Raw genomic sequence first — 26,411 nt, forward strand, 5'->3', positions numbered from 1 at the left:
AGCTTACGGGGAAACCACCCCCACCATGACGTAGGGTCGTTAGCGTGAACTGGATTGAAGCGGCCCTGCTGGGTCTTGTGCAGGGACTGACCGAATTCCTACCTATTTCATCGAGCGCCCACCTCCGGATTGTGGGCTCCTTCCTGCCTAATGCGGCGGACCCCGGTGCCGCCTTCACGGCCATCACGCAGCTCGGCACGGAGACCGCCGTCATTGTCTACTTCTGGCGCGACATCGTCCGGATCGTGAAGGCCTGGTTCGGCTCTCTGACCGGACGGGTCCCGCGCGAGGACCCGGACGCACGCATGGGCTGGCTGGTGATCCTGGGCAGCCTGCCCATCATCGTCCTGGGCCTGCTGTTCCAGGACCAGATCGAATCCGTCCTCCGCAGCCTGTGGATCGTGGCCACCATGCTCATCGTCTTCGGCCTGATCCTCGCCGTGGCCGACGCCGTCGGCAAACAGGACCGGGACCTCTCGCGGCTCACCTATAAGCACGGCATCCTCTACGGTTTCGCCCAGGCCATGGCGCTGATCCCGGGTGTTTCACGCTCCGGCGGCACCATCACGGCCGGGCTCCTCATGGGCTACACCCGAGAGGCCGCCGCCCGCTACTCCTTTCTGCTCGCCATCCCCGCAGTCTTCGGCAGCGGCCTCTACCAGCTGTTCAAGGTGGCAACCAAAGATGGTGTCAGCGGTCCTTATGGCCTGGGGGAGACGGCCCTGGCAACGGCCATCGCGTTCGTCATCGGCTACGTCATCATCGGCTGGTTCCTGAAGTTCATCTCGACGCGCAGCTACCGGCTGTTCGTCTGGTACCGCATCTTCCTGGGCCTTGCCCTGTACCTGCTACTCGGTTTCAATGTCATCAGCGCCTAGCACTAGGCTTGGTCTGTGAAGTCCTGGATCTCCCGCCCCGTGCCTGTCCTGCCCGGGGAAATGCCCGCGCTCCGGCTGTTTGATACCACCGAAGACCGCGCCGTAGCCCTCAACGCCGACGGCAACAAGTCGATGTATGTCTGCGGGATCACCCCGTATGACGCAACCCATATGGGCCATGCCGCCAGCTATGTCGCGTTCGACCTGCTGAACCGTGCCTGGCGCGACGGCGGCCAGCAGGTTGCGTACGTTCAGAACGTCACCGACGTCGATGATCCGCTGCTGGAGCGCGCCGAGGCCACGGGCGTCGACTGGCGGGAGCTGGCGGAGAGCCAGATCGAACTTTTCCGCACCGACATGGAAGCCCTCAACGTCATCGCCCCCGACCACTACGTGGGCGCCGTCGAAGCCATGCCGCTGATCGTCCCCGCTATTGAAAAGCTCCTTCACCAGGGGCTGGCCTACCGGGTAAATGGCACCGCAGGCGAGCCTGACGGAGACGTCTATTACGACGTCGAAGCCGCCGGCAAGCACGCCGTCGGCGTCGACGCCTGGACCCTGGGAGCGATCTCCGGGCTGCCGGAAGCCGAGATGCTGGAACTGTTTGCCGAACGGGGCGGCGACCCCGGCCGGGCAGGCAAGCGCCAGGCCCTCGACCCGCTGCTGTGGCGCGTGGCGCGCGACGGTGAGCCCAGCTGGCCCGGCGGCGAGCTGGGGGAGGGCCGGCCCGGCTGGCATATCGAGTGTACGGTCATCGCCCAGAAGTACCTGCCCGCGCCCTTCACGGTGCAGGGCGGGGGCTCGGACCTGGTCTTCCCGCACCACGAGATGGGTGCCGGACACGCGTACTCGCTCTCCGGCGTTCCGCTGGCCGAACACTTCGCCCACGCCGGCATGGTGGGACTGGACGGCGAAAAGATGTCCAAGTCCAAGGGCAACCTGGTCCTGGTCTCCCAGCTGCGAGCTGCCGGCGAAGAACCGGCCGCCATCCGCCTGGCCATCCTGGCGCACCACTACCGCTCCGACTGGTCATGGACCGCCGAAGGCTTCGAGCAGGCCAAGGCGCGCCTCGAACGGTGGCGTTCCGCCCTCGCCGCGGCACCCGCCGGAACGGCTACGGAACTGGTTTCACAGATGCGGGAGGCCCTGGCCGACGATCTGGACGCACCCGCGGCGCTGGCCGCCGTCGACAGGTGGACTGAGGACGCCCTTAGCGGCACTGCCGGCAGCACCACCTCCGAAGCAGACCGAACCCTGGTGCGCGACGCAGTCAACGCGCTTCTCGGCGTCGAACTTTAACACCCCCGCAGACGGTTTCCTGCCCGCACGACATTCCGCAACGTCGTGCGGCAGGGAACCGTTGAAACGGCGGCGCTAACGGCTAGGGCTTGTCCTTGCCGCGCCGCTTCAGGTAGCGCTCAAACTCGCGGGCAATGGATTCACCGCTGGCCTCGGGAAGGTCCGCCGTGTCTTTCGCTTCCTCCAGCTGCCTGACATAGGCGGCGATTTCGGGATCCTCGGTGGCCAGTTCGTTGACGCCGCGCTCCCATGCCTCGGCCTCCTCGGCCAGTTCGTGCGTGTCCAGTGGAACCTGGAGCAGTTCCTCGATCCGGTGCAGGAGCGCCAGCTGCGCCTTGGGCGACGGGGCCTGGGCCACGTAGTGCGGTACGGCCGCCCACAGCGAAACGGTGGGGATGCCGGCGAGCAGGGATACCTCGGACAGCACGCCCACGATCCCCACGGGACCTTCATACTGCGAGGCCTCAAGGTTCAGCCGTTCCCGCAGCGCACCATCGTCGGTGGACGTGCTGACGGGGATGGGGCGGCTATGCGGCACATCCGCGAGGAGGGCGCCCACCAGGACCACGTAGTCGACGTGCAGCGCCTCGGCGTGGACCAGCAGTTCCGCCGTGTAGGCACGCCACTTGTAGGACGGCTCGGTTCCCTGGATGAAAATCACATCCACGTTGGTGCCGGGAGCACTGGCCTTGTAGATCCGCGTGGACGGCCACTTGATTTTGCGTTCCCCGGATGCGGTGCGGCGGACCGTGGGCCGGGTGAACTGGAAGTCGTAATACTCGTCGGCGTCTATGGACGCGACCTTCTTCCCGCCCCACAGTTTATTGAGGTAACGGAGTGCATCACTGGCGGCTTCCCCCGCGTCATTCCAGCCCTCGAACGCAGCCAGCATCACAGTAATACGCTGGCCCTCCGGAACAGGCTGCAGCAGCTGCTCCGTCTCAGGCGCGGTGCCCGGTTCGTTGGTGTCTCCGTCGAAGCTGTTCATCCCTTCACCCTACGTCCACAAGCGTTGCTGTTGCATAGTGCGAACCGCCGCAGTTCCGAACAAAACCCTTCATCGCCGCCGCGCGGGGGAGCGGATATTCGCCGACGGCGTACGCCGGGGACGTGCGGAAGGGCACCGCCGGGCGGCCCGGTAGAGTGGAAAGCATGGAATCTGCCGCCGCTCAGCCCTTGCTCAAAGCCGTTTTATGGGACATGGACGGCACCATCGTCGACACGGAACCGTACTGGATCGAAGCCGAACACAAGCTTGTCGAGGCCTACGGCGGGACGTGGTCGCACGAGCAGGCCATGCAGCTCGTGGGGCAGTCACTTGTCCATTCCGCCGGAATCCTCCAGCGCGCGGGCGTGCGCCTGGAGATCCGCGAAATCATCGATACCCTCACTGCCCAGGTCATCAGCCGCGTCCGGGAGAACGTACCGTGGCGTCCGGGCGCCCGGGAGCTGCTGGATGAACTTTTCAGCGCCGGCGTCCGTTGTGCCCTTGTGACCATGTCCGAGGCACCACTGGCCCGCGAGATTGTGGCGAGCCTTCCCCGTCCCTACTTTGAGTTCATCGTTACCGGCGACACCGTAACCAAGGGCAAGCCGCACCCGGAGGCGTACCTCAAGGCCATGGAACTGCTGAAACAGCAGGACCCCGCGCTCACCGCCGACCACTGCGTGGCGCTGGAGGACTCGGCACCGGGCGTTGCCGCGGCCGTGGCGTCGGGCGCGGTGACCGTGGCCGTTCCGCACCTCGTGCCGCTGCCGGACGATCCGCGCAGGGCCACCTGGGATTCCCTCGCGGACCGCACGGTCGCCGAACTGGAGGACCTGGTCAGGCTCCGCCTCGGGGCGGGCGAACCTGCGGCAACTTTCGAGAACATCAACTAAGGAGCCCGGAACGTGTCTGATCCCGCGGGATCCGGTCAGCAGACCCCGGACAGGCTGACAGCGAACAACCGCCGGGAGGGTATCCCGCTCGGCCGGATCGCAGGCATCCCCATTGTCCTGGCCTACTCCTGGTTCATCATCGCAGCCTTCACGGTGATTGTTTACGGGCCGGTCCTGCAGCACGGCACCCCGTCCCTGGGCATCGGCGCGTACTACGTGGCCTTCGCCTACGCACTGCTGCTCCTGCTGTCGGTGCTTGTCCATGAGCTCGCGCACGCCCTGACGGCCAAAATCTACGGCTGGCCCAGCGAGAAAATCGTGCTGAACCTGTGGGGCGGCCACACCCAGTTTGAAAGTTTCACCGCCACCCCCGGAAGGTCGGTGCTGGTGGCCATGGCCGGCCCCGCCGCCAACTTTGTGCTCGCCGGGGCAGCCTGGCTGGTGATCTCCGCGGGCGGACTGTCCGGCGTGGCCGACACCCTCCTGAACATCTTCTTCTGGGCGAACCTCGTGATCGGCATCTTCAACGTACTGCCGGGCCTGCCGCTGGACGGTGGCCGCCTGGTGGAATCCGCGGTCTGGAAGGCCACCGGCAGCCATGCCAAGGGCACCATCGCTGCGGGCTGGGGCGGGCGCATCATCGTCATCGCCCTGGGCCTGTGGTTCGTCGCCCGCCCGTTGCTCAGCGGAAACGTCCCGGACACCAGCATGCTGCTCATCACCATCCTGGTCGGCGGGTTCCTGTGGATGGGCGCCTCGGCGTCGATCCAGCAGGGCCGCCTGCGCGGCCGCCTGCATCTGGTGAGTGCCGCAGCGCTGGCTGAACCCGCCGTCGGCCTTTCCGAAACGGGCAGCGTCAGCGACATCCTTCAGGCAGCCGGAGGGCGGTCCGCCGTCGTGCTCTGCGCCCCGGACGGCAGGCCCAGCAGCGTGGTGGACCCGGCCGCCCTGGCCGCAGTGCCTGCCGACGTCGCAGGATCCACCCCGGCCCGGGCCGTGGCGTATCCGCTCGGTGCCGGCGCCTACGTGCCGGAATGGTCCAAGGGCCAGGAGCTGCTGCAGTACCTGGCACAGCTCGAAGGACACGACTACGCGGTGATTGACCACAACGGCAGGGTCACCGGCCTGCTCCGGCAATCCACCGTGGTGACGGCCATAACAGGCAAGGCGCCCCGCTAAACACGCGCCGGCCGGGCCGGAACCGGTAGAGTTACGTGCCGGTCATGAAATCGGCAGCCGGTGCTCCGCGCCCTGCCGGACCGCCAGGGTGCACCCGAAAACAGCTTTCACAGGAGCGAGGACACAGTCATGAGCAGCGAATCTGCCGCCAACGCAACCAGCACGGGCCTTTCCTCCGGCACTGCCGCCGGAACTGCGGACCAGCCGGTCGGCGCTGCCCGGCGGCGCGGTCCCTTCCGCGAAGGCGAGCGGGTTCAGCTGACGGACGAGCGCGGGCGCATGAACACCATCAGCCTCGAGGCGGGCGGGGCCTTCCACACCCACCGCGGATTCCTCAACCATGACGACATCATCGGCAAGGTGGACGGGTCCGTTGTGGTCAACAACGTGGGGCAGCACTACCAGACCCTCCGCCCGCTGCTGTCCGACTTCGTCCTGTCCATGCCGCGCGGCGCGGCCGTCGTCTACCCGAAGGATGCCGCCCAGATCGTCACGATGGCCGACATCTTCCCCGGCGCCAGGGTGGTCGAGGCCGGCGTCGGTTCAGGTGCGCTCTCCATTTCGCTGCTGCGCGCGGTGGGGGACCAGGGCTACCTGCACTCGTTCGAGCGCCGCGAGGAATTCGCAGCCATTGCCCGCGGCAACGTGGAAACGATCTTCGGGGGACCGCACCCGGCCTGGCAGATCTCGCTCGGCGACTTCCAGGACGAAGTGGTCCGCACCGAAGAGCCCGGATCGATCGACCGCGTGGTCCTCGACATGCTCGCACCGTGGGAATGCCTCGATGCCGTGGCCACGGTCCTGGCCCCCGGCGGCGTGTGGATCAACTACGTCGCCACCGTCACCCAGCTCTCGCGTACAGCGGAGGCCATCCGCACCGACGGCCGCTTCACGGAACCGGACGCCTGGGAATCCCTGGTCCGCGGCTGGCATCTCGAAGGCCTCGCAGTGCGCCCCGACCACCGCATGGTCGCACACACCGGCTTCCTGCTGGTCACCCGGCGGCTTGCCGACGGCGTCACCGGCATCTCGGTTAAGCGGCGCCCGTCCAAGACCGATTTCAACGAAGAGGACGTCAACGCCTGGACGCCGGGCGCGGTGGGCGAACGCCAGGTCTCGGACAAGAAGCTCCGCCGGGCCGCACGGGACGCCATTGCCGGCACCAATGTGAAAGACGACCCGGAGATCACAAACTAGTCCGTATTTCGGATGTCGTCAGCTTTCCGCGCCGACTAGGAGCTATCGTCTTAATAGAAGCGCAGGAAGGGGCTGATCCATCATGGAGAACAATGACTCCGTACCTACGCCGGCTGAACAGGCGGGCGCCAACGAACTGTCTGTCGCTGACCGGCAGGTCAATATCCTTCGGGACAAGCTGAGGCACATCGACCGCCAACTGGCAGCCGCCACGCAGAACAACACCAAGCTCGTGGCGATGCTGGAAACTGCCAAGGCCGAGATCCTCCGGCTGAAGAACGCCCTGGACCAGGAAGGGCAGCCGCCGTACAGCTTCGGCACCATCCTCCAGCTGAACCCCCGGCGGCAGCCTTCGGGCAGCGGCCAGGCGGCCACCGAGGAATCGGTGGATATCTTCAACGCCGGGCGCAAGATGCGGGTCGGCATCAGCCCCCTGGTCAACATCAACCAGCTGGCCGTCGGCCAGGAGGTCCTCCTCAATGAGGCGCTCCTGGTGGTGGCCGGCCTCGGCTACGAGCGCGCGGGCGAGCTCGTCACGCTCAAGGAACTGCTCGGCCCGGACCGCGCACTGGTGCTCGGCCGCGCCGACGAGGAACGCGTGATCCGGCTCGCCGGGCCGCTGCTGAATGAGAAGCTCCGGGTGGGCGACGCCCTGTCCATCGATTCCCGCACCGGGTATGCCCTCGAAAAGGTCCCGCGGTCCGAGGTGGAGAACCTCGTCCTGGAGGAAGTTCCGGACATCACGTATGAGGACATCGGCGGCCTCGGCCCGCAGATCGAACAGATCCGGGACGCCATCGAGCTGCCGTTCCTGCATCCGGACCTGTACCGCGAGCACGGGCTCAAGGCCCCCAAGGGCATCCTGCTGTACGGCCCTCCGGGCTGCGGCAAGACCCTCATCGCCAAGGCCGTGGCCAACTCCCTGGCCGCACGCGCCGCGGAGCGCTCGGGCAACATCGACCTGAAGAGCTACTTCCTCAACATCAAGGGCCCCGAGCTCCTCGACAAGTATGTCGGCGAAACCGAACGCCATATCCGGCTGATCTTTTCCCGGGCACGCGAAAAGGCCTCGGACGGCAGCCCCGTAGTGGTCTTCTTCGACGAGATGGATTCGCTCTTCCGCACCCGCGGCACGGGCATCTCCTCCGACGTCGAAACCACGATTGTGCCCCAGCTGCTGAGTGAGATCGACGGCGTGGAGCGGCTGGACAACGTGATTGTCATCGGCGCCTCCAACCGTGAGGACATGATCGACCCCGCCATCCTGCGCCCGGGCCGCCTGGACGTGAAGGTCAAGATCCACCGTCCCGATGCCGAGGCCGCGGCGGACATCTTCAAGAAGTACATCACCCCGGACCTGCCGTTCCATGAGGACGACCTGGTGGAGCACGACGGCGATGTGCAGGAGACGGTGGACGCCATGATCCAGCGCACGGTGGAGGCCATGTACTCCACCGAGAAGTCCAACGAATACCTCGAAGTCACCTACGCCAACGGCGACACCGAGATGCTGTACTTCAAGGACTTCAACTCCGGGGCCGTTGTCCAGAACGTCGTGGACCGGGCCAAGAAGTACGCCATCAAGGACCTCCTGACCACACAGCAGAAGGGCCTGCGCATCGACCACCTGCTGCGCGCCGTCGTAGATGAGTTCCGCGAGCATGAGGACATGCCCAACACCACCAACCCGGATGACTGGGCACGGATCTCCGGCAAGAAGGGTGAGCGCATCACGTACATCCGCACGATCGTCCAAGGCAAGGCCGGCCAGGAGCCCGGCAAATCCATCGAGACCATGCCCAGCACGGGCCAGTACCTGTGACGGCCGCCTCCGAATCAGCGCTGGGAGGGGGCCTGCCGGCCGGCGGCGCCATGCGGGTCATGGGGTCGGAAACCGAATACGGGATTCACGCGCCGGCCGCCCCGGGCGCCAATGCCACGATGATGTCCGCCCGGGTGGTCCAGGCCTACGCCCAGGTCACCCGGCTCCGGGCTGCCGGCGGCGCCGAAACCCGCTGGGACTACACGGACGAGGAGCCGCTGCATGACGCCCGCGGCTGGACACTGGAACGCGGCCAGGCCCACCCGAGCCAGCTGACAGACCAGCCGCCGGTGCTGGACGCCGAGGCCGTGGCCCTTGCCTACGGCCGCGACGAGCTCGAGCTGGACGGCGAGGACGAATCCGGCTCGCTGCTGATGAACATGGTCCTCGGCAACGGTGCGCGGCTCTACGTGGACCACGCCCACCCGGAGTACTCCAGCCCGGAGGTCACCAACCCGTCGGCGGCGGTGGCCTGGGACGCGGCCGGGGACCTCGTGGGCCTGGCCGCCGTACGCAGGCTGGCCGGCGACACTGAACTGCCCGCCGTCAACCTCTACAAGAACAACACCGACAACAAATCAGTGTCCTACGGGTCGCATGAAAACTACCTCATGCCGCGGTCCGTGCCGTTCGGCGACATTGTCCGCGGGCTGACGCCGTTCTTCGTGTCGCGGCAGATCATCTGCGGTTCCGGGCGCGTGGGCCTGGGGCAGGACAGTTCCCGGCCCGGTTACCAGATCAGCCAGCGGGCAGACTTCTTCGAGGCTGAGGTGGGACTGGAAACCACCATCCGGCGCCCCATCATCAACACCCGCGACGAGCCGCATGCAACAGCGGACAAGTACCGGCGGCTGCACGTCATCATCGGTGACGCCAACCTGAGCCAGGTGTCCAACTACCTGAAATTCGGGACCACGGCCATGGTGCTGAGCCTGATCGAGGCGGGCCTGGCGCCGCGGATCGAGGTCCACGAGCCTGTTTCCGCACTGCAGGCCATCAGCCACGACACCACGCTCACCACCAAGGTCAGGCTCCTGGACGGCCGCCGGGTGACGGCCCTGGACCTGCAGTGGATGTACCACGAGGCCGCAGCCAAGCTCGCCCAGGACACCGGGGTGGGGGACGCGGTCGACGGCGACGGCCACACGCACGCCGTGCTGGAGCGGTGGGCCTCCACCCTGACCGAACTCGACAGCGACCGGGCCGCCGCCGCAACGTCCGTGGAGTGGCTGGCCAAGCTGTCCATCCTGGAGGGCTACCGCCAGCGCGACGGACTCCAGTGGGATGACGCCCGGCTGGGCCTGGTGGATCTGCAGTGGGCCGACGTCCGGCCCGAAAAGGGCCTCTACTACCGTCTGCTCTCCCGGAACCGGATGCAGCGGATCGTGGACGACGCCGACATCGCCGCGGCGGTAACGGAACCGCCGTCGGACACCCGGGCCTACTTCCGGGGACGCTGCGTCAGCAGCTTCAGCAAGGACGTGGTGGGTGCCAGCTGGGACTCGGTGATTTTCGATGTGCCCGGCTACGGACGGCTGCAGCGCGTTCCCACCCGGGAGCCGCTGCGCGGCACCCAGGCGCTCACCGGAGGGCTGTTTGCCAGGCACCGCGAGGCAGGTCCGTTCCTTGCGGAACTCCTCGGATCGGCGCCCGCTCCGCCACCGGCATAAAGCACACCGCAAAGCCCTTTTGCGTGGCAATATGGGCATACAGGATGTCCCTTCGGAACGGGGACTGGAAGAAGGAGAAGGACATGGCAGGCCAGGAGCAGCAGCAGCCGCAGCCACGCGACACCGAGGTCGAGGAAGAGGTCCCCGTACCGCCGGCGCCCGCGGAAGGACAGGCGTCCGCGTCCACCCAGGGTGTTGACGACCTCCTCGACGAGATCGACGGCGTCCTGGAGTCCAACGCGGAGGAATTCGTCCGGGCATTCGTGCAAAAGGGCGGCCAGTAGACCGGCAGGGACACCACCCGCACCGGGCACGGGATCCAGAGGTACCGGACAGCCGCCGAATCATCACGTTGAAGGAGTGCACCAGTGCAGGAGACAACAGCCAACAAGGTAGCCGCCCACGCGACATCGTCGTTCACTGAACATCTCCAACGCGACCGTCCGGACCTGCTTCCCCAATACGCACCACTCGCTACGGGCACGGCCACCGGCCAGCCGCCTGCCGTGCCCCACGCCACCACCATCGTTGCCATGACCTACGCCGGCGGCATCGTCATGGCGGGCGACCGCCGGGCCACCATGGGCAACATCATCGCCAGCCGGCATATCGAAAAAGTTTTTCCCGCGGACCAGCACTCTGTAGTCGGCATCGCCGGCACGGCGGGCATCGCGATCGACCTGACGCGCCTGTTCCAGGTGGAACTGGAGCACTACGAAAAGATCGAGGGAACATCCCTGAGCCTGGAGGGCAAGGCGAACCGGCTGGGAGCGATGATCCGCGGCAACCTGCCCATGGCGCTGCAGGGCCTCGCCGTCGTCCCGCTGTTCGCCGGCTTTGACACTGCGGCCGGGGTAGGGCGCCTCTTCTCCTACGATGTGACCGGTGGCCGCTACGAGGAACAGGAACACCACGCCGTGGGCTCCGGATCGATGTTCGCCCGCGGCGCGCTGAAGAAGCTTTGGCGGCCCAACCTGCCCGAGGACGACGCGATCACCGTAGCCGTGGAGTCGCTTTACGACGCAGCCGACGACGACTCCGCCACCGGCGGACCCGACCCCGTGCGGCAACTATGGCCAGTGGTGTACACCGTAAACCGGGCCGGGGCCCGACGGGTCTCCGAGCGCGAACTCGCCGCCACCGCCGGAAACATCATCGAGTCCAGGGCTGCCGCCCGGCGGGAGGCCTGATATGACTCAGCAGTTTTACGTCTCCCCCGAACAGCTAATGAAGGACCGTGCGGATTTCGCACGGAAAGGCATCGCACGCGGACGCTCCGTGATCGTGATCAGCTGCGAGGACGGGATTGCGCTGGTCGCCGAGAACCCCTCACCCTCGCTGCACAAGATCGGCGAAATCTACGACAAGATCGCCTTCGCCGCCGTCGGGAAGTACAACGAGTTTGAGAGCCTCCGCCAGGCCGGGGTTCGCTACGCCGACGTCCGCGGCTATTCCTACGACCGCGAGGACGTCACGGCCCGGGGCCTGGCCAGCGTCTACGCGCAGAGCCTCGGTGCCGTCTTCACCGCCGAGCAGAAACCGTTTGAGGTGGAGCTCGTCGTGGCGGAGGTGGGTGCCACCCAGGACCTCGACCACCTGTACCGCCTCACCTTCGACGGCTCGATCGCGGACGAGCACAATTTCATTGTGATGGGCGGGCAGGCGGACAAAGTGTCCGGGACGATCGAGAACGGCTGGCAGCGCGACCTCTCGTTCGCGGCGGCGATCCGGCTCGCTGTCCGGGGCCTGGCGACGGACAACGAGTCGCCGGATCCTCCGGCCAGGGCCTTGGAAGTGGCGCTGCTGGACCGCAGTTCGGAAAGCAACAGGGGGACGCGGAGGGCTTTCCGCAGGTTGTCCAACCAGGACGTTGTGGAACTGCTGGCTGAGGAGAGCTGACATGGACAAGAGGATCTTCGGCATTGAAACCGAGTTCGGGATTTCCTATTCGAGCCCGGACTCCCGGCCCCTCGCACCGGAGGAGGTGGCCCGCTACCTGTTCCGCAAGGTGGTCAGCTGGGGCCGGTCCTCCAACGTGTTCCTCACCAACGGATCCCGCCTGTACCTCGACGTGGGCTCGCACCCGGAGTACGCCACCGCCGAATGCGACGACCTCGCCCAGCTGATCGCGCACGACCGGGCGGGGGAGCTCATCCTGGACGACCTCGTGGATGAGGCCCAGTCCAGGCTCGCGGCCGAGGGCTTCAACGGAACCGTCTACCTGTTCAAGAACAACACCGACTCCGCCGGCAACTCGTACGGCAGCCACGAGAACTACCTCATTCCGCGCCGCGGAGAGTTCACCCGGCTGGCCGAAATCCTGATCCCGTTCCTCGTCACCCGGCAGCTCATCGCCGGTGCGGGCAAGATCCTGAAGACACCGCACGGGGCCACGTACGCATTCTCGCAGCGCGCCGACCACATCTGGGAGGGCGTGTCCTCGGCCACCACCCGTTCCCGGCCGATCATCAACACCCGTGACGAGCCGCATGCCGACGCCGAGTTCTACCGCCGCCTGCACGTGATCGTCGGGGACTCAAACATGTCAGAGACCACCGCGCTACTCAAGGTAGGCACCGTGGACCTCATTCTGAGGATGATCGAAGCCGGGGTGATCATGCGGGACATGCGGATGGAAAACCCCATCCGCAGCATCCGGGAAATTTCCCACGACCTGAGCGGCCGCGCCCTCGTCCGGCTCGCGAACGGCCGCCAGCTCACCGCTCTGGAGATCCAGCAGGAGTACCTGAGCAAGGTCACCGCATTCGTCGAGGAAAACGGCGCCCACAACCAGCACGTCCCGCTGATCCTGGACCTCTGGGGGCGGACGCTGCGCGCCATCGAAAGCGGCGACTCCAGCACCATCGACACCGAAATCGACTGGGCGATCAAGAAAAAGCTGATGGACAGCTACCGCAGGCGCCATGGGCTGGGGCTGGACGCACCGCGGATCGCGCAGCTGGACCTCACGTACCACGACATCTCGCGGGCGCGCGGCCTGTACTACCTGCTCCAGTCCCGCGGCGCCGTCCGCCGGGTGACCGAGGAGACGGCCATCAAGGACGCCGTGGACGCCCCGCCGCAGACCACGCGGGCCAAGCTGCGCGGCGACTTTGTCCGCAAGGCACAGGAACTGGGCCGGGACTACACCGTGGACTGGGTCCATCTGAAGCTCAACGACCGCGCGCACCAGACCATCCTGTGCAAGGATCCGTTCCGCAACGTGGACGAGCGGGTTGATGCCCTTCTGGACTCTATGGGCTGATACCCAGCTTTCCGCGTTACTCTGGAAGAGGCCGTTCTGCGGCCCTGACTGCCCTGCCGCCTGCAGCACCCCCACAGGCAGGGCATCCATCTTGCCCCGACGAAAGTTTTTACGTGCGCCGACTACTAGCAATCCTTCTTCCCGCGCTGCTTCTGCTGACCGCCTGCGGTGGCCAGGAGCCCGCAGCCCCGGAGCCGACCAGCCAGTCCGCGGGCGAGACCTCCAAGTTCGACTCGCTCAAGCTGACGGACAAAGGGGACAAGAAAGCCCCGGGCGTGGAATTCACCAAGCCGCTCGAGGTCAGCGAGGCCACCGTCAAGGTTGTCACCGAAGGCAGCGGGGACCGCGTGAAGGCCAACCAGGTGGCTGAAATCTCCGTCCTTGCCCTCAACGCCAAGGACGGCTCCACCCTGGACGACAGCTTCCCCCGCGACCCCGAGCCCATTGAACTGAACGAGGAACTCAAGACCGGCAGCGCCATCGTCTACAACGCGTTCGTTGGCGCCAAGGTGGGCTCCCAGCTCGCCCTCGCCATCCCGGGCAAGGCAGCGGCGGAAGGGCAGGCTGCGCAGCCGACCCAGCTCCTGATCATCAAGGTAATCTCGGCCAAGGACGCACCGAAGGTCCTGGAGAAGCCGGAAGGCGATGCGGTTACTCCGCCCGCCGGCCTGCCGACCGTGACCGAGAAGGATGGCAAGCCCGAAATCTCCGTCAAGGGCGTTGCCGCCCCGAAGAAGCTCATCGCCCAGGACCTGATCAAGGGCAAGGGCGCCGTCGTCAAAGCAACTGACACCCTGACCGTGAACTACGTCGGCGTGGCCCTGGCCAGCGGCAAGAAATTCGACTCGAGCTTTGACCGCGGCGAGCCGACGTCGTTCGGCCTGAACCAGGTCATCAAGGGCTGGACCCAGGGCCTGGCCGGCAAGACCGTCGGCTCCCGAGTCCTGCTGGTCATCCCCAAGGACCTCGCCTACGGCGACGCCGGCCAGGGTGACGCCAAGGGCGACCTCGTCTTCGTCGTCGACATCCTTGGTGTTAAGTAAGCAAGCATAGACCCAAGTCCGTACAAGCAGCCCAAACAGAAGGAGCAACCATGTCATTCGGACAGCGCAAGCTCGACCGTGAAAAGCCGGAAATCGAGTTCCCCGAGGGCCCGGTGCCCACGGAACTCGTCATCACCGACCTCATTGAGGGCGACGGACCGGAGGCCAAGGCCGGCGACACCGTCTCCACGCACTACGTCGGCGTGGCCTGGTCCACGGGCGAAGAGTTCGACGCGTCCTGGGGCCGCGGCGCTCCGCTGGACTTCCGCGTCGGCGTCGGCCAGGTCATCCAGGGCTGGGACCAGGGCCTGCTCGGCATGAAGGTCGGCGGACGCCGCCGCCTTGAGATTCCCTCGGAGCTGGCCTACGGCTCACGCGGTGCCGGCGGAGCCATCGGCCCGAACGAGGCACTGATCTTCGTCGTGGACCTGGTGGCCGTCCGCTAACCTCCACGGTCGCGGGCTCACCCGCCGGCTCCCAACCGCCGTATAGCGCAAGCGCGGTAACAATCGGAAGGATTTTCCGGATTGTTGCCGCGCTTTCGCGTTTTTGCCGGAACGGTTTTAGTAACGTAACGAGAGTGTCCGCGCAACGTACTGAACGCCTGCTGAACCTCCTGATCGCCCTGCTCAACTCGCGGTACGGGCTGCGGCGCAGCGAGCTGCGGGAGAAGATCTACGCCGGTGGCGCGGCCAGCGATGCCGCCTTTGGCCGCATGTTTGAACGCGACAAGAACGATCTCCGCGACTTCGGCTTCGACGTCGAGACCGTTACCGACCTGGGCTGGAGTTCAGACGATCCCGGCACCACCCGGTACCGGATCGGCAAGGAGTCCAACCGCCTTCCGGATGTGGAACTCACCCCGGACGAATGGACGGTCCTGTTGCTGGCCTCCCAGCTCTGGGAACAGGCGGCACTGGGAACAGCGGCGAGCAACGCGCTCCGCAAGCTGCAGGCGGCAGGCGGCCTGGCCGACGTCGAACTTCCGGCTGGCGTGCAGCCCCGCATCAAGCCCGCCGGCCAGGCGTTCGAGGACCTCGTGGCCGCCATGCACGCCCAGCACGCCGTCCGGTTCCTCTACCTCGCCGGCAGCACGGGCAAGGAAGAGGAACGCATCGTTGAACCCTGGGGCCTGGGCAGCCGCTTCGGACAGTGGTACCTCGTGGGCTTTGACCGGGGCCGCGGCGCCAAGCGCTTTTTCCGGTTGTCCCGCTTCACGTCAGCGGTAACGATTCTTGACCGGGAGACCTTCACGCCGCCCGCCGGCTTCAACGTCCGTGCGGAACTGAACAGCCTTCCGGAGCTTCCGCTCAGCACTGCCGAGGTTGACGTCCGGCGCGGCAAGCTGCTGGGGCTGCGCAAGCGTGCCGCCGCTGGCTCTCCGTCCGGGAACACGGACAGGGAGTCCGACGCCGGCTGGGACCGGCTGACGGTTCCCTACCGTGACGCTGAGGTGCTCGGGGAGGAACTGGCCTCCTACGGCCCTAGCGTGAAGGTTGTGGCCCCCGCGGAGCTGTCAGCTGCGGTGCAGCGCCGTCTGGAGAATGCCGCCGCCTTCCTTGCCGCGCCGGCGCCGCAGTACTCCTTCGCCCATGCCGGGGCCGGGAAGCGGACCCGCAAGCGCACCTCGGAGGACCAGCTCAAGCGGATGCTGCAGCTGGTCCCGTTCCTGGTCCGCAACCAGGGGCTGCCCATCGAGGAGGTCGCCGAACGGTTCGGGGTGACCCGCCAGGAACTGGAGGGCGACCTGCTGATCCTGATCTGTTCCGGCCTGCCGCAGGGATACCCGGACGAGCTGCTGGACATCCAGTGGGAGGAAGGCCACGTTTTCATCAGCCAGTCCATGGAGCTGAACCGGCCCGTCCGCTTCACGGTGGACGAGGCCTGCGCGCTGCTCACGGGCCTGGAGACCCTGAACGGCCTGCCGGAACTGGCCGAGGGAAGTGCCCTTGAATCGGTGACCCTCAAGCTGATGGCGGCCGCAGGGGAGGAGGGGCTCCGCGCCGCTGCCCTGTCCGGGCCGGAGGTGGGGCCCGGCAACTCAGCCAACCTGGAGGTCATCAGGGACGCGATCGAGTCAGGCTCGCAGCTGCACCTCGTTTACCTTTCCGCGCAGAAAGACACCCTGTCGGAGCGGGACGTGGATCCGCTCCGGCTCTATTCCCTGGACAACACCTGGTACTTCGAGGCCTACTGCCACTCGGCGGCCGGGCTGCGGAATTTCCGGCTGGACCGGATCGAGAATCTCGCCCCGAACGGGAAGTCCGTCTCGTCCGGGATAAAGCCCGACGGCGGGTTCCCGGCAAAGCTGTTCACCCCCAACGACGACGACACCCTGGTCACCGTCCAGCTCACCGCCCGCGCCACCGGGCTCGCGGACGACTACTATGCCGAGCGGACAGCGCCGCTTCCGGACGGCGGCCTGGTGGCCGAGATCCGGTTCGGCAACACCTCCTGGCTGCCCATGTTCGTGGCCCAGCACGGCGGAACGGCACGGATCCTGGAACCCGGGGAACTCGCGCGGGCCTCCCGGGACTGGATTGACGCGGCCCTGGCCATTTACGCCAGCTAGACTACTCAGCATGCCTTGGTGGTCTTGGATCCTAATTTGGGTGGCACTTGTGTCGCTGTCGCTGCTGTTCTTCGTCCTCATGGGGATACGCCTGTTCCGGCAGTTCATGGCGACGGTCAAGGAGCTCGGTGAAGCGGGGGACAAGCTGACCCGTCTTCCGGTTCCCGCAGCGGTGCCCGGAGGCACGACCGATCCGGCTCCTGATCCGGACACCGCGTGGCTTGCGCCGGGTCTGGCTGCTTTCGCCTCGCCGCAGCAGGTGCGCCATGATTACCACGCATCCAAAGAGGCCCGCAGGGAAGCCCGCCGCCAGCGCCGGGTCCGCCGGAAGGCCGAACGGGGCCAGCCCCAGTCGCTGCGCGACATCGAATTCAGATAAACGTAGGATGTATCTAAACGAAAGGAACACCCACCATGAGGCTTGAAGGCTGGCATCTCATCATCATCATCGTCCTGGCTTTGGTGCTCTTCGCTGCACCGAAGCTTCCCGGCATGGCCCGGAGCCTCGGCCAGTCGATGCGTATTTTCAAGTCGGAAGTCCGCGAAATGAAGAAGGACGGCACCCCGGAAGCCAAGGACAGCTCGGATCCCGTTGAGGGCACCGTCGTCAACCACCCGCGTTCCTCCGCTACGGATAACCGTCCTGCCGACGGAAACGACGTTCCGCCCCCCAACCGCGCCTAAGAGTACGTGGCACTAACCATGAGTCGTCGCTCCAATCCTGAGGGACGGATGGCTCTGCTTGACCATCTGCGCGAACTCAGGAACAGGCTGTTCAAGTCCGCCATTGCCGTAGTGCTCGCCACCGTTGCGGGTTTCATGGTCTACCAGCCCATGCTCGCGGCCCTGATCAAACCGATCCGGGACCTCAACGAAAGCCAAGGGCGTCAGGCGTCCCTCAACTTCGACGGCGTGGCGAGCTCCTTCGACCTCATGATCCAGGTGTCCGTGTTCCTCGGCGTCATCCTGGCCAGCCCGGTCTGGCTGTACCAGCTGTGGGCGTTCATCGTCCCCGGCCTGCACAAGAAAGAGCGCCGGCTGGCGCTGTCCTTTGTCGCGGCCGCCGTGCCGCTCTTTGTCGGCGGCGTCACGCTGGCGTGGCTGGTCCTGCCCAATGCTGTCCGGGTCCTCACCGACTTCACCCCCTCCGGCGGGTCCAACTTCATCAGCGCGCAGGTTTACCTGTCCTTCGTGCTGCGGCTGCTGCTGGCCTTCGGCATCGCCTTCCTTCTCCCGGTTGTCCTGGTCGGGCTGAACCTCGCCGGTCTGCTCCGCGGGGAACAGCTCATCAGGAGCTGGCGCATCACCGTGTTCCTCGTCTGCCTGTTCGCGGCCATGGCCGCTCCCGGCGGCGACGCGATGAGCATGTTCTACCTCGCCGGCCCCATGCTTCTGCTCTTCTTCGCGGCCATCGGCCTGTGCGTCCTGAACGACCGGCGGCGCGAGCGCCGGGCGGTGAAGCGGGCCGCTGAGACCGAGGCCACAGCAGATATCGCAACCCCGAGCAGTGAGCTGAAGAATCTCTAGTCGCCCACCGCTAGGCTTGGAGAATGTCCACCACCACTCCGTCGCCCTCCGAACGGTACCGTGCCAGCGCCGAACGGGCCGCGGAAGCCAAGACCCACCTGGGTGCGTTTGCCCGCACGTTCAGCTTTGAACTCGATGACTTCCAGCGGCAGGCGTGCAAGTCGCTCCAGGAGGGCCGCGGCGTACTGGTCGCCGCGCCCACCGGCGCCGGCAAGACCATCGTGGGTGAGTTCGCCGTTTACCTGGCGCTCCAGCGCGGACTGAAAGCCTTCTACACCACGCCCATCAAGGCGCTCAGCAACCAGAAATTCACCGAGCTGACGGAGAAATACGGTGAGGCGAACGTCGGGCTGCTGACCGGCGACACCAGCATCAATGGCGACGCGCCCGTGGTGGTGATGACCACCGAGGTCCTGCGCAACATGCTGTACGCCGACTCCGACACCCTGTTCGATCTGGGCTTTGTGGTCATGGATGAGGTGCACTACCTGGCCGACCGCTTCCGCGGCGCAGTCTGGGAGGAAGTCATCATCCACCTGCCCAGCGAGGTGCAGGTCGCATCCCTGAGCGCCACAGTCTCCAACGCCGAGGAGTTCGGCGCCTGGCTGGACACCGTGCGCGGAGACACCGACGTCATCGTCTCCGAACACCGGCCTGTTCCCCTCTGGCAGCACGTCATGGTGGGCCGCGAGATCGTGGATCTGTTCGCGGGCGAGACCACCTTCGACGAAATCGCCCCTGCGGGCAGCCCCGACTCCGCCGCATCCCTGCCTTCGGCACCGTCTGCCGATGAGGCGGACAAGAGGGGTTTCGAGGTCAACCCGGAACTGCTGAGCCTCTCCAGGGCCGAAAGCCAGCTCAACTTCCAGGGCCGCTTCGGCCACGGCGGCCGCAGCCAGCGGCGGCAGCAGCGCCAGCGCTATGGCGACCGGCCCCAGCAGGAGACCCGGACCGCGGTGCGGCGGGCCACCCGGCCGCAGGTCATTGCCAGCCTGGACCGGCAGGACCTGCTGCCCGCGATCACCTTCATCTTTTCCCGGGCCGGCTGTGACGCCGCCGTTGGCCAGTGTGTGGCCTCCGGGCTGTGGCTCACCACGGAGCGCGAGCAGCGCATCATAGCCCAGCGCGTGGACGAAGCCGGGCAGGACATCCCGACCGACGACCTTGAGGTGCTCGGCTTCTGGAACTGGCGCGAGGGACTCCTGCGCGGCTTCGCGGCCCACCACGCCGGGATGCTTCCAACGTTTAAGGAAGTGGTCGAGAAGCTTTTTGCCGATGGCCTGGTGAAGGCGGTCTTCGCCACCGAGACGCTGGCCCTGGGGGTCAACATGCCGGCCCGTTCCGTGGTGCTGGAGAAGCTGGACAAGTTCAACGGCGAATCCCACGTGGACATCACGGCGGGGGAGTACACTCAGCTCACCGGCAGGGCGGGCCGGCGCGGCATCGACGTCGAAGGCCATGCCGTGGTCCTGTGGCAGCCGGGCACGGATCCGGCGGCGGTGGCCGGCCTTGCCTCCCGCCGGACGTATCCGCTCAATTCCAGCTTCCAGCCCACGTACAACATGAGCATCAACCTGCTCGCCCAGTTCGGCCGGCCGCGGGCCAGGGAAATCCTGGAGTCCTCCTTCGCCCAGTTCCAGGCTGACCGCTCCGTGGTGGGGCTGGCCCGCCAGGTCCGCAGCCGCGAGGAATCCCTGGCCGGCTACGCCAAGTCCATGACCTGCCATCTCGGTGACTTCACCGAATACGCGCGGCTGCGGCGTGAACTGTCCGACGCCGAGAATTTCAGTTCGCGCAGCAAGTCCCGTGCTCGCAAATCACTCAACGAGGACTCCCTGAGCCGGCTCCTGCCGGGCGATGTTGTTGATGTCCCGGCAGGCAGGGCCCCCGGATTCGCCGTGGTCCTCAGTTCGGACCACAGCTCCCGCGAGCCACGGCCCGCGGTGCTGACGCTGGAAAGCCAGCTGCGCCGGATCGGCGTCGACGACCTTGAGGGGCCCATCACGCCACTGACCCGGATCAGGATCCCCAAATCCTTCAACGCCAAGGTTCCCAAGTCGCGGCGTGACCTGGCCTCGTCCGTCCGGAATGCACTGCGGGAGAACCGGCCGCCGGCGAGGGGAAACAGCCGCAACACCGACTTCGGGCTGGGCTCTGCCCTCCAAAACCAGGAAAAGAAGATCGCCGATCTGCGCCGCGCCCTGCGCGCCCACCCGTGCCACGGCTGCAGCGAACGCGAAGACCACGCCCGGTGGTCCGAACGCTGGTGGAAGCTGCGCAAGGAAACCGACGGTCTGGTCCGCCAGATCCAAGGCCGCACCAACACCATCGCCAAAACATTCGACCGGGTCTGCGATGTCCTCTCCGCCTACGGTTACCTCGAAGCCGCCGAGGAAGGCCAGCACCGGATCAGCACCCACGGCCAGCGGCTGCGCCGGATCTACGGCGAAAAGGACCTGCTGATTTCACAGGCCCTGCGGCAGGGCGCCTTCGACGACCTCGACGCCGTGGAGGTGGCTGCGTTCGCCAGCGTGCTGGTGTACCAGGCAAAACGCGAGGACCGCGGTCTGCGGCCCCGCATGCCCAGCGTCTCGCTTGAGACGGCGGTGGACATCGTGGTGCGCGAGTGGTCTGCGCTGGAGGACGTGGAGGAGCAGAACAAGCTCCCGCTCACCGGAGAACCAGAGCTGGGGCTGATCTGGCCCATGTACAAGTGGGCGCGCGGCCGTCACCTCCAGGAGGTCCTCAACGGCACGGACCTGGCCGCCGGTGACTTCGTGCGCTGGACAAAGCAGGTTATCGACCTCCTCGACCAGCTGGCCAAAATTCCCGGCCTGGACCCCCGGCTGGCACGGCTCTGCGCCGAGGCCATCAGGCTGATCAGGCGGGGCGTCGTCGCCTACTCCACCGTGGGCTGAAACCCCGCACCCGCAACTGTTGAACCGCCTTATTCACTTTCCGATGAACACTGCAAGGAGCCCCTTCATGGCCGATGCCCCCGCCAGCCCGAAGAAAGGGACCGGTCCGCAGGCAAAAAACGGACCATCAAAGGTCACGCTGTACCGCAACGGTTCCGTTTATACAGCGGCCGATCCCTTCGCCTCGGCCATGCTCGTGGACGGCGACACCATCGCGTGGGTCGGCTCCGAGCAGGCGGCCACCTCGATCGCCGACAGCTCCATGGACATCATCGACTTGCGCGGCGCCCTTGTTGCCCCGGGATTCGTCGATTCCCATGTCCATCTCACGGAAACCGGCATTGCGCTCGACTCGCTGCAGCTTGGCGGTGTGCGGTCGGCACGGGAACTGCTGGACGCCGTCGCGGCATCGGGCGGGAACGGCGCAGTGCTTGGCCATGGCTGGGATGAGTCCCGCTGGGACGATCCCACGCTCCCGGACGCTGGAGAGCTGGACCGGGCCGCCGGGGGACGTCCGGTGTATCTTTCCCGGGTCGATGTGCATTCCGCCCTCGTTTCGCCTTCGCTTGTGGCAAGTGCCGGGCTGGCGGACCTGGACGGCTATGCGCCGGGCCATGTCCGGCGCCAGGCGCACAGTGCCGCGCGGCAGGCCACGCGCCGGCTCCCGGCGGGTGCACTGCAGGAGTACCAGCGGCGCGCACTGGATGAGGCTGCAGCCAACGGGTATGTGGCGCTGGCCGAAATGGGTGCGCCGAAGATCAGCAGCATGGACGACCTGCGGCTGGCCGCCGGGTGGAACGACGCGGCTGGCTCGGGCCCGGTTCCGGAAGTGCTGCCGTACTGGGGACAGCTGACACCGACGGCGGACGAGGCCGCCGCGCTGCTGGCCGAGCTCGGAGTCCGGGTCCGGGGCTTTGCCGGCGATCTGAACATCGACGGATCGATCGGCTCCCGCACCGCGTCCCTGCGCGAACCCTACGCCGACGCCCCCGGCGAGACCGGCACCACGTACCTTTCCGTGTCTGAGGCTGCGGCGCACCTGGCGGCATGCTCAGAACTGGGGATCCAGGGTGGATTCCACGTCATTGGCGACGCCGGCCTCGATGCGGCGCTGCAGGCCCTCGATGAGGCAGCCGCGTTGGTGGGGGAGCAGCGCGTCCGGGCCGCGGGCCACCGGTTCGAGCACGTCGAAATGGCCGACGCCGACGCTATCGCCCGGCTGGCGAAGTATTCGGTGACGGTCAGCGCCCAACCCGCCTTTGACGCCGCCTGGGGCGGCCAGGGCCGGCTCTACGAACAGCGCCTCGGATCCCGCAGCCGGGGCATGAACCCGTTTGCCTCCTTCCATTCGGCCGGCGTCCCCATCTGCTTTGGCAGCGACACCCCGGTGACGCCGCTCCGTCCCTGGTCCAGTGTGCGGGCCTGCCTCGAGCACCACGACGCCGGCCAGCGGATCTCCGCCCGCGCTGCATTCCTCGGGCACACGCGGGCCGGCTGGCGCGCGGCCCGCTACGAGAATCCCATGGCCGGCCAGCTGGTACCCGGCGCACCCGCAACCTTCGCTGTGTGGGAAGTGGATGAGCTTATGGTCCAGGTGGCCGACAACCGGGTCCAGTCGTGGAGCACCGACCCGCGCGCCCGCACGCCGCTGCTGCCTGCACTGGACACAGGCCGGGATCCACGGTGCCTGCAGACGGTACGGAATGGGCTGGAGCTGTTCGCTGCCGAAGCGCTCCGCGGGTAACTTGCAGGCGTGCTTAATCCGGCGACACATGGAGCCGCGGACCCGCCACAATGACACTCCGCCAACTGCGGACAACACGCCTCTGACCTGCGGTAATGCATGAACCGGCAGGTCAGAGTGCTGTTGACACACCCGGGCCAGTCCGTAGCATTGAGCTTCCGGGGGCGGGTCCACAGCGCAGCAGAAAACAGTTCCACCATCCGCGCAGCGCGGCATCAGGAACTGGCCCGTGGCGCATGGACCCGCCCGTGGCGGAGCAGATTCCATGCGCGGACAGAAGCGCTCCCCGGGCCCCGTATAATGGAGAGTTGCGCTTTGCGAGTCGGCGTTCCCGCCGGGCTCCGCGCGTGCTGACCGCTCCCATCCAGGAAAGGCCTCCCTGTGCGTGTCCTCACCATCATCCCCACCTACAACGAGCTGGAGTCGCTCCCGAAGACCCTGGGACGCCTGCGCGCCGCGGTGCCGGCTTCTGACGTCCTCGTCGTGGACGACAACAGCCCGGACGGCACCGGAGCGCTGGCGGACAGCATCGCTGCCGGGGACAGCCAGGTCCACGTCCTGCACCGCAAGGGCAAGGAAGGCCTGGGCGCCGCCTACATTGCGGGTTTCAAGTGGGGACTTGATGCCGGGTACGACGTCCTCGTGGAGATGGACGCCGACGGGTCGCACCAGCCGGAACAGCTGCCTTCGCTGCTGGAGGCCGTGGACCAGGGCGCAGACCTGGCCATGGGTTCCCGCTGGGTCAAGGGCGGCAGCGTGGTGAACTGGCCGCTGTACCGCCAGGCGATTTCCCGGACCGGCAGCACCTATGCCCGCATCATGCTCGGCCTCAAGATCAAGGACGTGACCGGCGGCTACCGGGCGTTCCGCCGCACCACGCTGGAGAAGCTCAACCTGGACCAGGTCGACTCCGTGGGCTACGGCTTCCAGGTGGACCTCGCATGGCGCGTTGCCAAGATGGGGCTGAACATCGTGGAGCGGCCCATCACCTTCGTGGAGCGTGAGCTCGGTGCTTCCAAGATGAGCGGCAACATCGTGGTTGAAGCAATGGTCAACGTGACAAAGTGGGGGCTGACCGCCCGCTGGCAGAAGCTGACCGGCAAGAGCCCCCGCGACTAGCGGGCTCCCTAAGCCGGCCTATTCAGCCGGCACAGGACGGATACGCAAAAGGCCGGAGCCGTTGCAACCACGTGGTGCAACGGATCCGGCCTTTTGCTTAAAGCGCTAGTCAGCAGCGGTGGTCAGGCTGAACGCCGTTCGCCGCGACGCTCGCGCAGGATGGTGAGGCGGTCTTCGAGGATCTGCTCCAGTTCGGGAAGCGAGCGGCGCTCCAGCAGCATGTCCCAGTGGGTGCGGACTGCCTTCTCGCTGCTGGTGTCCGGGCGTTCGCCATCAACGAGCAGCGCTTCCTTGCCGGTCTTGGAAACCCAGACAGGGGGAATTTCGGCTTCGGAGGAAAAGGTTACGAAAACCTGTTCGCCGTCCTCGCACCGGTACTCAACCCGCTGACGCGGAGCCGGCTCCACGCCGGATTCGGTCTCCATGCTTTGGGCGCCAAGACGCATGCCCCGCAGGCTGCGATCGCTCATGATTTCTCCCTCTAATCGGTTCGCGGAGCGGACTCCGCGCTAGTCGGAAACCCCTAAAGAGGTGTCTCCGGACTACGGTGTGGTTCACGTAGCATCACTAGGTGAAACGCTTCGCCAAGCATTGTTGTTCCGCACGGACTGATCCGGCCGGACAAATATCCCATTATACGGATACCGGCAGGGCACAGCAATTTGAGGTGCAGGCACGAAACGCTACGGCTGGGTGCGGGCCGCAGCCTCGCTGCCCTGGCCGCCGTCCGGCCCGGATTCCTGACCCTTGAACAGGTCGCCGGAGCGGGGATCAGGGTTGGTTCCGCCCAGGGCGCTGCCAATGCCCTTCAGTGCCTCGCCGACTTCACTCGGGATGATCCACAGCTTGTTGGAGGACCCGTCCGCGAGCTTCGGCAGAGTCTGCAGGTACTGGTACGCCAGCAGCTTCTGGTCGGGGTTGCCCTTGTGGATGGCGTCGAACACCTTCTGGATGGCCTGCGACTCACCGTCGGCACGCAGGATGGCAGCCTTCGCTTCACCCTCGGCTTTGAGGATGGCGGCCTGGCGCTGCCCTTCCGCCGTCAGGATCGCAGACTGCTTGGTTCCCTCTGCGGTCAGGATCGCTGCACGGCGGTCGCGTTCCGCCCTCATCTGCTTCTCCATCGAATCCTGGATGGAGTGCGGCGGGTCGATGGCCTTCAGCTCCACCCGGGAAACGCGGATACCCCAGCGGCCGGTGGCCTCATCCAGCACACCGCGCAGCTGGCCGTTGATCTGGTCGCGGGACGTGAGCGCCTCTTCCAGGTTGAGGCCGCCCACCACGTTGCGCAGGGTGGTGGTGGTCAGCTGTTCCACGGCCTGGATGTAGTTGGCGATCTCGTAGGTGGCAGCGCGCGGGTCTGTGACCTGGAAGTACACGACCGTGTCGATCGACACCACGAGGTTGTCCTCGGTGATCACGGGCTGCGGCGGGAAGGACACCACCTGCTCGCGGAGGTCCAGCAGCGGCAGGAGCCGGTCAACAAAGGGGATGAGGAGGGTCAGTCCGGGGTTGAGCGTCCGCTGGTATTTCCCCAGCCGTTCCACGACGCCGGCCCGGGCCTGCGGCACGATCCGTACCGAGCGGACCAGCACGATGATGACGAAAATGATCAGAACCACCATCACAAACGTGAGGGCGACTCCTCCTGGGCTATCCATACTTCTCCTTGTCCCCAACTTTCAGTGAAGCTCTAACCTGGCGAAAGTTCGCCGCAATCTGCCGCTCCGCCGCGGCGGGCGCAGAAACCCGTGAGGGAACCGCCTACTGGACCGCGGTCTCAGCCTGGGGCGAGACAACCGCCGTCGCACCTTCGATGGCCGAGACGATGACGCGCTGGCCTTCGGGCAGGAGCCCGGACTGCGAGCGCGCGCTCCAGATGTCGCCGCCGATCTTCACGCGTCCGCCCGTGGCCGTTACGGCCTCGAGGACGAGAGCTGATTCGCCGATCAGGCGGTCGATGTTGGTGCGCTGTTCGGGCGGCCCTTTGTGCAGGTGCTTGAGGGTCACCGGGCGGACGAAGACGATCATGAGCAGCGAGACGACGCAAAACACCACGATCTGAAGCCACAGGTCCGCGCCGGCAAAGTCGGCGACCACGCCTGCCAGGGCCCCTCCGCCCAGCATGATGAAAAACAGGTCAAGGGTCAGCATCTCCACGGCGGCGAACACCAGGAAGAGGGTGAGCCACAGCGCCCACCAATTTTGGCCAAGCCATTCGAACATCGCGTTCCCCCTTGATCCCGAGGGCTGCGGGGCAGACCCTCAGTGACTTTCTTCCATCGTAGACCGAAGCA

At 66.4% G+C, this 26,411-nt stretch carries 24 protein-coding genes; 20 read left to right on the forward strand and 4 right to left on the reverse strand.

The genetic code is table 11. The features are described from left to right. Positions 1-44: 44 nt before the first annotated feature. Both ACFTR6_RS03455 and mshC read left to right on the forward strand, forming a co-directional pair. A complete protein-coding gene (locus tag ACFTR6_RS03455; RefSeq protein WP_076802947.1) occupies positions 45-878 on the forward strand; it encodes an undecaprenyl-diphosphate phosphatase in 834 nt (277 codons plus the stop codon). Positions 879-893: 15 nt separating this feature from the next. Beyond that, entirely contained in the window at positions 894-2,177 is a 1,284-nt protein-coding gene (gene mshC / locus ACFTR6_RS03460; RefSeq protein WP_377956896.1) for a cysteine--1-D-myo-inosityl 2-amino-2-deoxy-alpha-D-glucopyranoside ligase, read from the forward strand. Between the two features lie 82 nt (positions 2,178-2,259). Here mshC and ACFTR6_RS03465 read toward each other — a convergent pair whose 3' ends face one another. Continuing rightward, positions 2,260-3,165 carry a PAC2 family protein gene (locus tag ACFTR6_RS03465; RefSeq protein ID WP_003802259.1) on the reverse strand — a complete coding sequence of 302 codons (906 nt, stop codon included), beginning with the start codon at positions 3,163-3,165 and terminating at the stop codon, positions 2,260-2,262. 164 nt (positions 3,166-3,329) lie between these two features. On the opposite strand from ACFTR6_RS03465, the gene ACFTR6_RS03470 reads away from it, so the two are divergent. The 18 genes from ACFTR6_RS03470 (at position 3,330) to ACFTR6_RS03555 (ending at position 24,114) form a co-directional block, all read left to right on the forward strand. Beyond that, positions 3,330-4,058 carry an HAD family phosphatase gene (locus ACFTR6_RS03470; protein ID WP_172411864.1) on the forward strand — a complete coding sequence of 243 codons (729 nt, stop codon included), beginning with the start codon at positions 3,330-3,332 and terminating at the stop codon, positions 4,056-4,058. Positions 4,059-4,070: 12 nt separating this feature from the next. After that, complete coding sequence (locus tag ACFTR6_RS03475; protein ID WP_087874579.1) at positions 4,071-5,237, forward strand: site-2 protease family protein; 1,167 nt, start codon at positions 4,071-4,073, stop codon at positions 5,235-5,237. A 129-nt stretch (positions 5,238-5,366) separates the two neighbouring features. Beyond that, positions 5,367-6,434: a tRNA (adenine-N1)-methyltransferase gene (locus ACFTR6_RS03480; protein ID WP_377956897.1), complete on the forward strand. Its 1,068-nt coding sequence runs from the start codon at positions 5,367-5,369 to the stop codon at positions 6,432-6,434. 82 nt (positions 6,435-6,516) lie between these two features. Next, positions 6,517-8,256, forward strand: coding sequence for a proteasome ATPase (arc, locus tag ACFTR6_RS03485; protein ID WP_377956898.1), 1,740 nt, complete (start codon positions 6,517-6,519; stop codon positions 8,254-8,256). 50 nt (positions 8,257-8,306) lie between these two features. After that, positions 8,307-9,926, forward strand: coding sequence for a depupylase/deamidase Dop (gene dop, locus ACFTR6_RS03490; RefSeq protein WP_377957024.1), 1,620 nt, complete (start codon positions 8,307-8,309; stop codon positions 9,924-9,926). Between the two features lie 83 nt (positions 9,927-10,009). Next, complete coding sequence (locus tag ACFTR6_RS03495) at positions 10,010-10,210, forward strand: ubiquitin-like protein Pup (protein WP_076802936.1); 201 nt, start codon at positions 10,010-10,012, stop codon at positions 10,208-10,210. A gap of 84 nt (positions 10,211-10,294) precedes the next feature. Further along, positions 10,295-11,116, forward strand: coding sequence for a proteasome subunit beta (gene prcB / locus ACFTR6_RS03500; RefSeq protein ID WP_076802934.1), 822 nt, complete (start codon positions 10,295-10,297; stop codon positions 11,114-11,116). Position 11,117: 1 nt separating this feature from the next. Next, on the forward strand, positions 11,118-11,825 hold the full coding sequence (prcA, locus tag ACFTR6_RS03505) for a proteasome subunit alpha (RefSeq protein WP_377956899.1): 708 nt from the start codon (positions 11,118-11,120) through the stop codon (positions 11,823-11,825). Between the two features lies 1 nt (position 11,826). Next, positions 11,827-13,191 carry a Pup--protein ligase gene (gene pafA, locus ACFTR6_RS03510; RefSeq protein ID WP_076802930.1) on the forward strand — a complete coding sequence of 455 codons (1,365 nt, stop codon included), beginning with the start codon at positions 11,827-11,829 and terminating at the stop codon, positions 13,189-13,191. A gap of 113 nt (positions 13,192-13,304) precedes the next feature. Then, the gene (locus ACFTR6_RS03515) at positions 13,305-14,234 is read left to right on the forward strand and encodes an FKBP-type peptidyl-prolyl cis-trans isomerase (protein ID WP_076802928.1); all 930 of its coding nucleotides are present in this window, start codon (positions 13,305-13,307) and stop codon (positions 14,232-14,234) included. A gap of 50 nt (positions 14,235-14,284) precedes the next feature. Further along, the gene (locus tag ACFTR6_RS03520; RefSeq protein ID WP_076802927.1) at positions 14,285-14,680 is read left to right on the forward strand and encodes an FKBP-type peptidyl-prolyl cis-trans isomerase; all 396 of its coding nucleotides are present in this window, start codon (positions 14,285-14,287) and stop codon (positions 14,678-14,680) included. A 134-nt stretch (positions 14,681-14,814) separates the two neighbouring features. Continuing rightward, on the forward strand, positions 14,815-16,806 hold the full coding sequence (locus tag ACFTR6_RS03525) for a helix-turn-helix transcriptional regulator (RefSeq protein ID WP_377956900.1): 1,992 nt from the start codon (positions 14,815-14,817) through the stop codon (positions 16,804-16,806). 10 nt (positions 16,807-16,816) lie between these two features. Next, positions 16,817-17,185 carry a hypothetical protein gene (locus ACFTR6_RS03530; protein WP_377956901.1) on the forward strand — a complete coding sequence of 123 codons (369 nt, stop codon included), beginning with the start codon at positions 16,817-16,819 and terminating at the stop codon, positions 17,183-17,185. Positions 17,186-17,220: 35 nt separating this feature from the next. Next, positions 17,221-17,490: a Sec-independent protein translocase subunit TatA gene (tatA, locus tag ACFTR6_RS03535; RefSeq protein ID WP_076802921.1), complete on the forward strand. Its 270-nt coding sequence runs from the start codon at positions 17,221-17,223 to the stop codon at positions 17,488-17,490. Positions 17,491-17,538: 48 nt separating this feature from the next. Further along, positions 17,539-18,333, forward strand: a complete 795-nt coding sequence (tatC, locus tag ACFTR6_RS03540; protein ID WP_172411865.1) for a twin-arginine translocase subunit TatC — start codon at positions 17,539-17,541, stop codon at positions 18,331-18,333. 23 nt (positions 18,334-18,356) lie between these two features. After that, complete coding sequence (locus ACFTR6_RS03545; protein ID WP_377956902.1) at positions 18,357-21,251, forward strand: DEAD/DEAH box helicase; 2,895 nt, start codon at positions 18,357-18,359, stop codon at positions 21,249-21,251. Between the two features lie 67 nt (positions 21,252-21,318). Next, the gene (locus ACFTR6_RS03550; protein WP_377956903.1) at positions 21,319-22,995 is read left to right on the forward strand and encodes an amidohydrolase; all 1,677 of its coding nucleotides are present in this window, start codon (positions 21,319-21,321) and stop codon (positions 22,993-22,995) included. Between the two features lie 381 nt (positions 22,996-23,376). Continuing rightward, a complete protein-coding gene (locus ACFTR6_RS03555; protein WP_087874586.1) occupies positions 23,377-24,114 on the forward strand; it encodes a polyprenol monophosphomannose synthase in 738 nt (245 codons plus the stop codon). 122 nt (positions 24,115-24,236) lie between these two features. On the opposite strand, the gene ACFTR6_RS03560 is transcribed toward ACFTR6_RS03555, so the two are convergent. From ACFTR6_RS03560 to ACFTR6_RS03570, 3 genes are all read right to left on the reverse strand, one after another. Next, positions 24,237-24,584 carry an RNA polymerase-binding protein RbpA gene (locus tag ACFTR6_RS03560; protein WP_076802913.1) on the reverse strand — a complete coding sequence of 116 codons (348 nt, stop codon included), beginning with the start codon at positions 24,582-24,584 and terminating at the stop codon, positions 24,237-24,239. Positions 24,585-24,797: 213 nt separating this feature from the next. After that, complete coding sequence (locus ACFTR6_RS03565) at positions 24,798-25,775, reverse strand: SPFH domain-containing protein (protein ID WP_076802911.1); 978 nt, start codon at positions 25,773-25,775, stop codon at positions 24,798-24,800. A 103-nt stretch (positions 25,776-25,878) separates the two neighbouring features. Beyond that, the gene (locus tag ACFTR6_RS03570) at positions 25,879-26,340 is read right to left on the reverse strand and encodes an NfeD family protein (protein WP_076802909.1); all 462 of its coding nucleotides are present in this window, start codon (positions 26,338-26,340) and stop codon (positions 25,879-25,881) included. Positions 26,341-26,411: the final 71 nt, after the last annotated feature.

It is taken from the genome of Arthrobacter sp. NPDC057009 (assembly GCF_042673905.1).
Taxonomy (GTDB): Bacteria; Actinomycetota; Actinomycetes; order Actinomycetales; family Micrococcaceae; genus Arthrobacter.

Coding starts and splice junctions, on each gene's coding strand:
- tatC (WP_172411865.1), top strand. CDS start 17,539: ATGGCTCTGCTTGACCATCTGCGCGAACTCAGGAACAGGCTGTTCAAG.
- ACFTR6_RS03560 (WP_076802913.1), bottom strand. CDS start 24,584: ATGAGCGATCGCAGCCTGCGGGGCATGCGTCTTGGCGCCCAAAGCATG.
- arc (WP_377956898.1), top strand. CDS start 6,517: ATGGAGAACAATGACTCCGTACCTACGCCGGCTGAACAGGCGGGCGCC.
- ACFTR6_RS03480 (WP_377956897.1), top strand. CDS start 5,367: ATGAGCAGCGAATCTGCCGCCAACGCAACCAGCACGGGCCTTTCCTCC.
- tatA (WP_076802921.1), top strand. CDS start 17,221: ATGAGGCTTGAAGGCTGGCATCTCATCATCATCATCGTCCTGGCTTTG.
- ACFTR6_RS03520 (WP_076802927.1), top strand. CDS start 14,285: ATGTCATTCGGACAGCGCAAGCTCGACCGTGAAAAGCCGGAAATCGAG.
- ACFTR6_RS03570 (WP_076802909.1), bottom strand. CDS start 26,340: ATGTTCGAATGGCTTGGCCAAAATTGGTGGGCGCTGTGGCTCACCCTC.
- ACFTR6_RS03530 (WP_377956901.1), top strand. CDS start 16,817: ATGCCTTGGTGGTCTTGGATCCTAATTTGGGTGGCACTTGTGTCGCTG.
- prcA (WP_377956899.1), top strand. CDS start 11,118: ATGACTCAGCAGTTTTACGTCTCCCCCGAACAGCTAATGAAGGACCGT.
- ACFTR6_RS03465 (WP_003802259.1), bottom strand. CDS start 3,165: ATGAACAGCTTCGACGGAGACACCAACGAACCGGGCACCGCGCCTGAG.
- ACFTR6_RS03550 (WP_377956903.1), top strand. CDS start 21,319: ATGGCCGATGCCCCCGCCAGCCCGAAGAAAGGGACCGGTCCGCAGGCA.
- ACFTR6_RS03495 (WP_076802936.1), top strand. CDS start 10,010: ATGGCAGGCCAGGAGCAGCAGCAGCCGCAGCCACGCGACACCGAGGTC.
- ACFTR6_RS03545 (WP_377956902.1), top strand. CDS start 18,357: ATGTCCACCACCACTCCGTCGCCCTCCGAACGGTACCGTGCCAGCGCC.
- dop (WP_377957024.1), top strand. CDS start 8,307: ATGCGGGTCATGGGGTCGGAAACCGAATACGGGATTCACGCGCCGGCC.
- ACFTR6_RS03470 (WP_172411864.1), top strand. CDS start 3,330: ATGGAATCTGCCGCCGCTCAGCCCTTGCTCAAAGCCGTTTTATGGGAC.
- pafA (WP_076802930.1), top strand. CDS start 11,827: ATGGACAAGAGGATCTTCGGCATTGAAACCGAGTTCGGGATTTCCTAT.
- ACFTR6_RS03565 (WP_076802911.1), bottom strand. CDS start 25,775: ATGGATAGCCCAGGAGGAGTCGCCCTCACGTTTGTGATGGTGGTTCTG.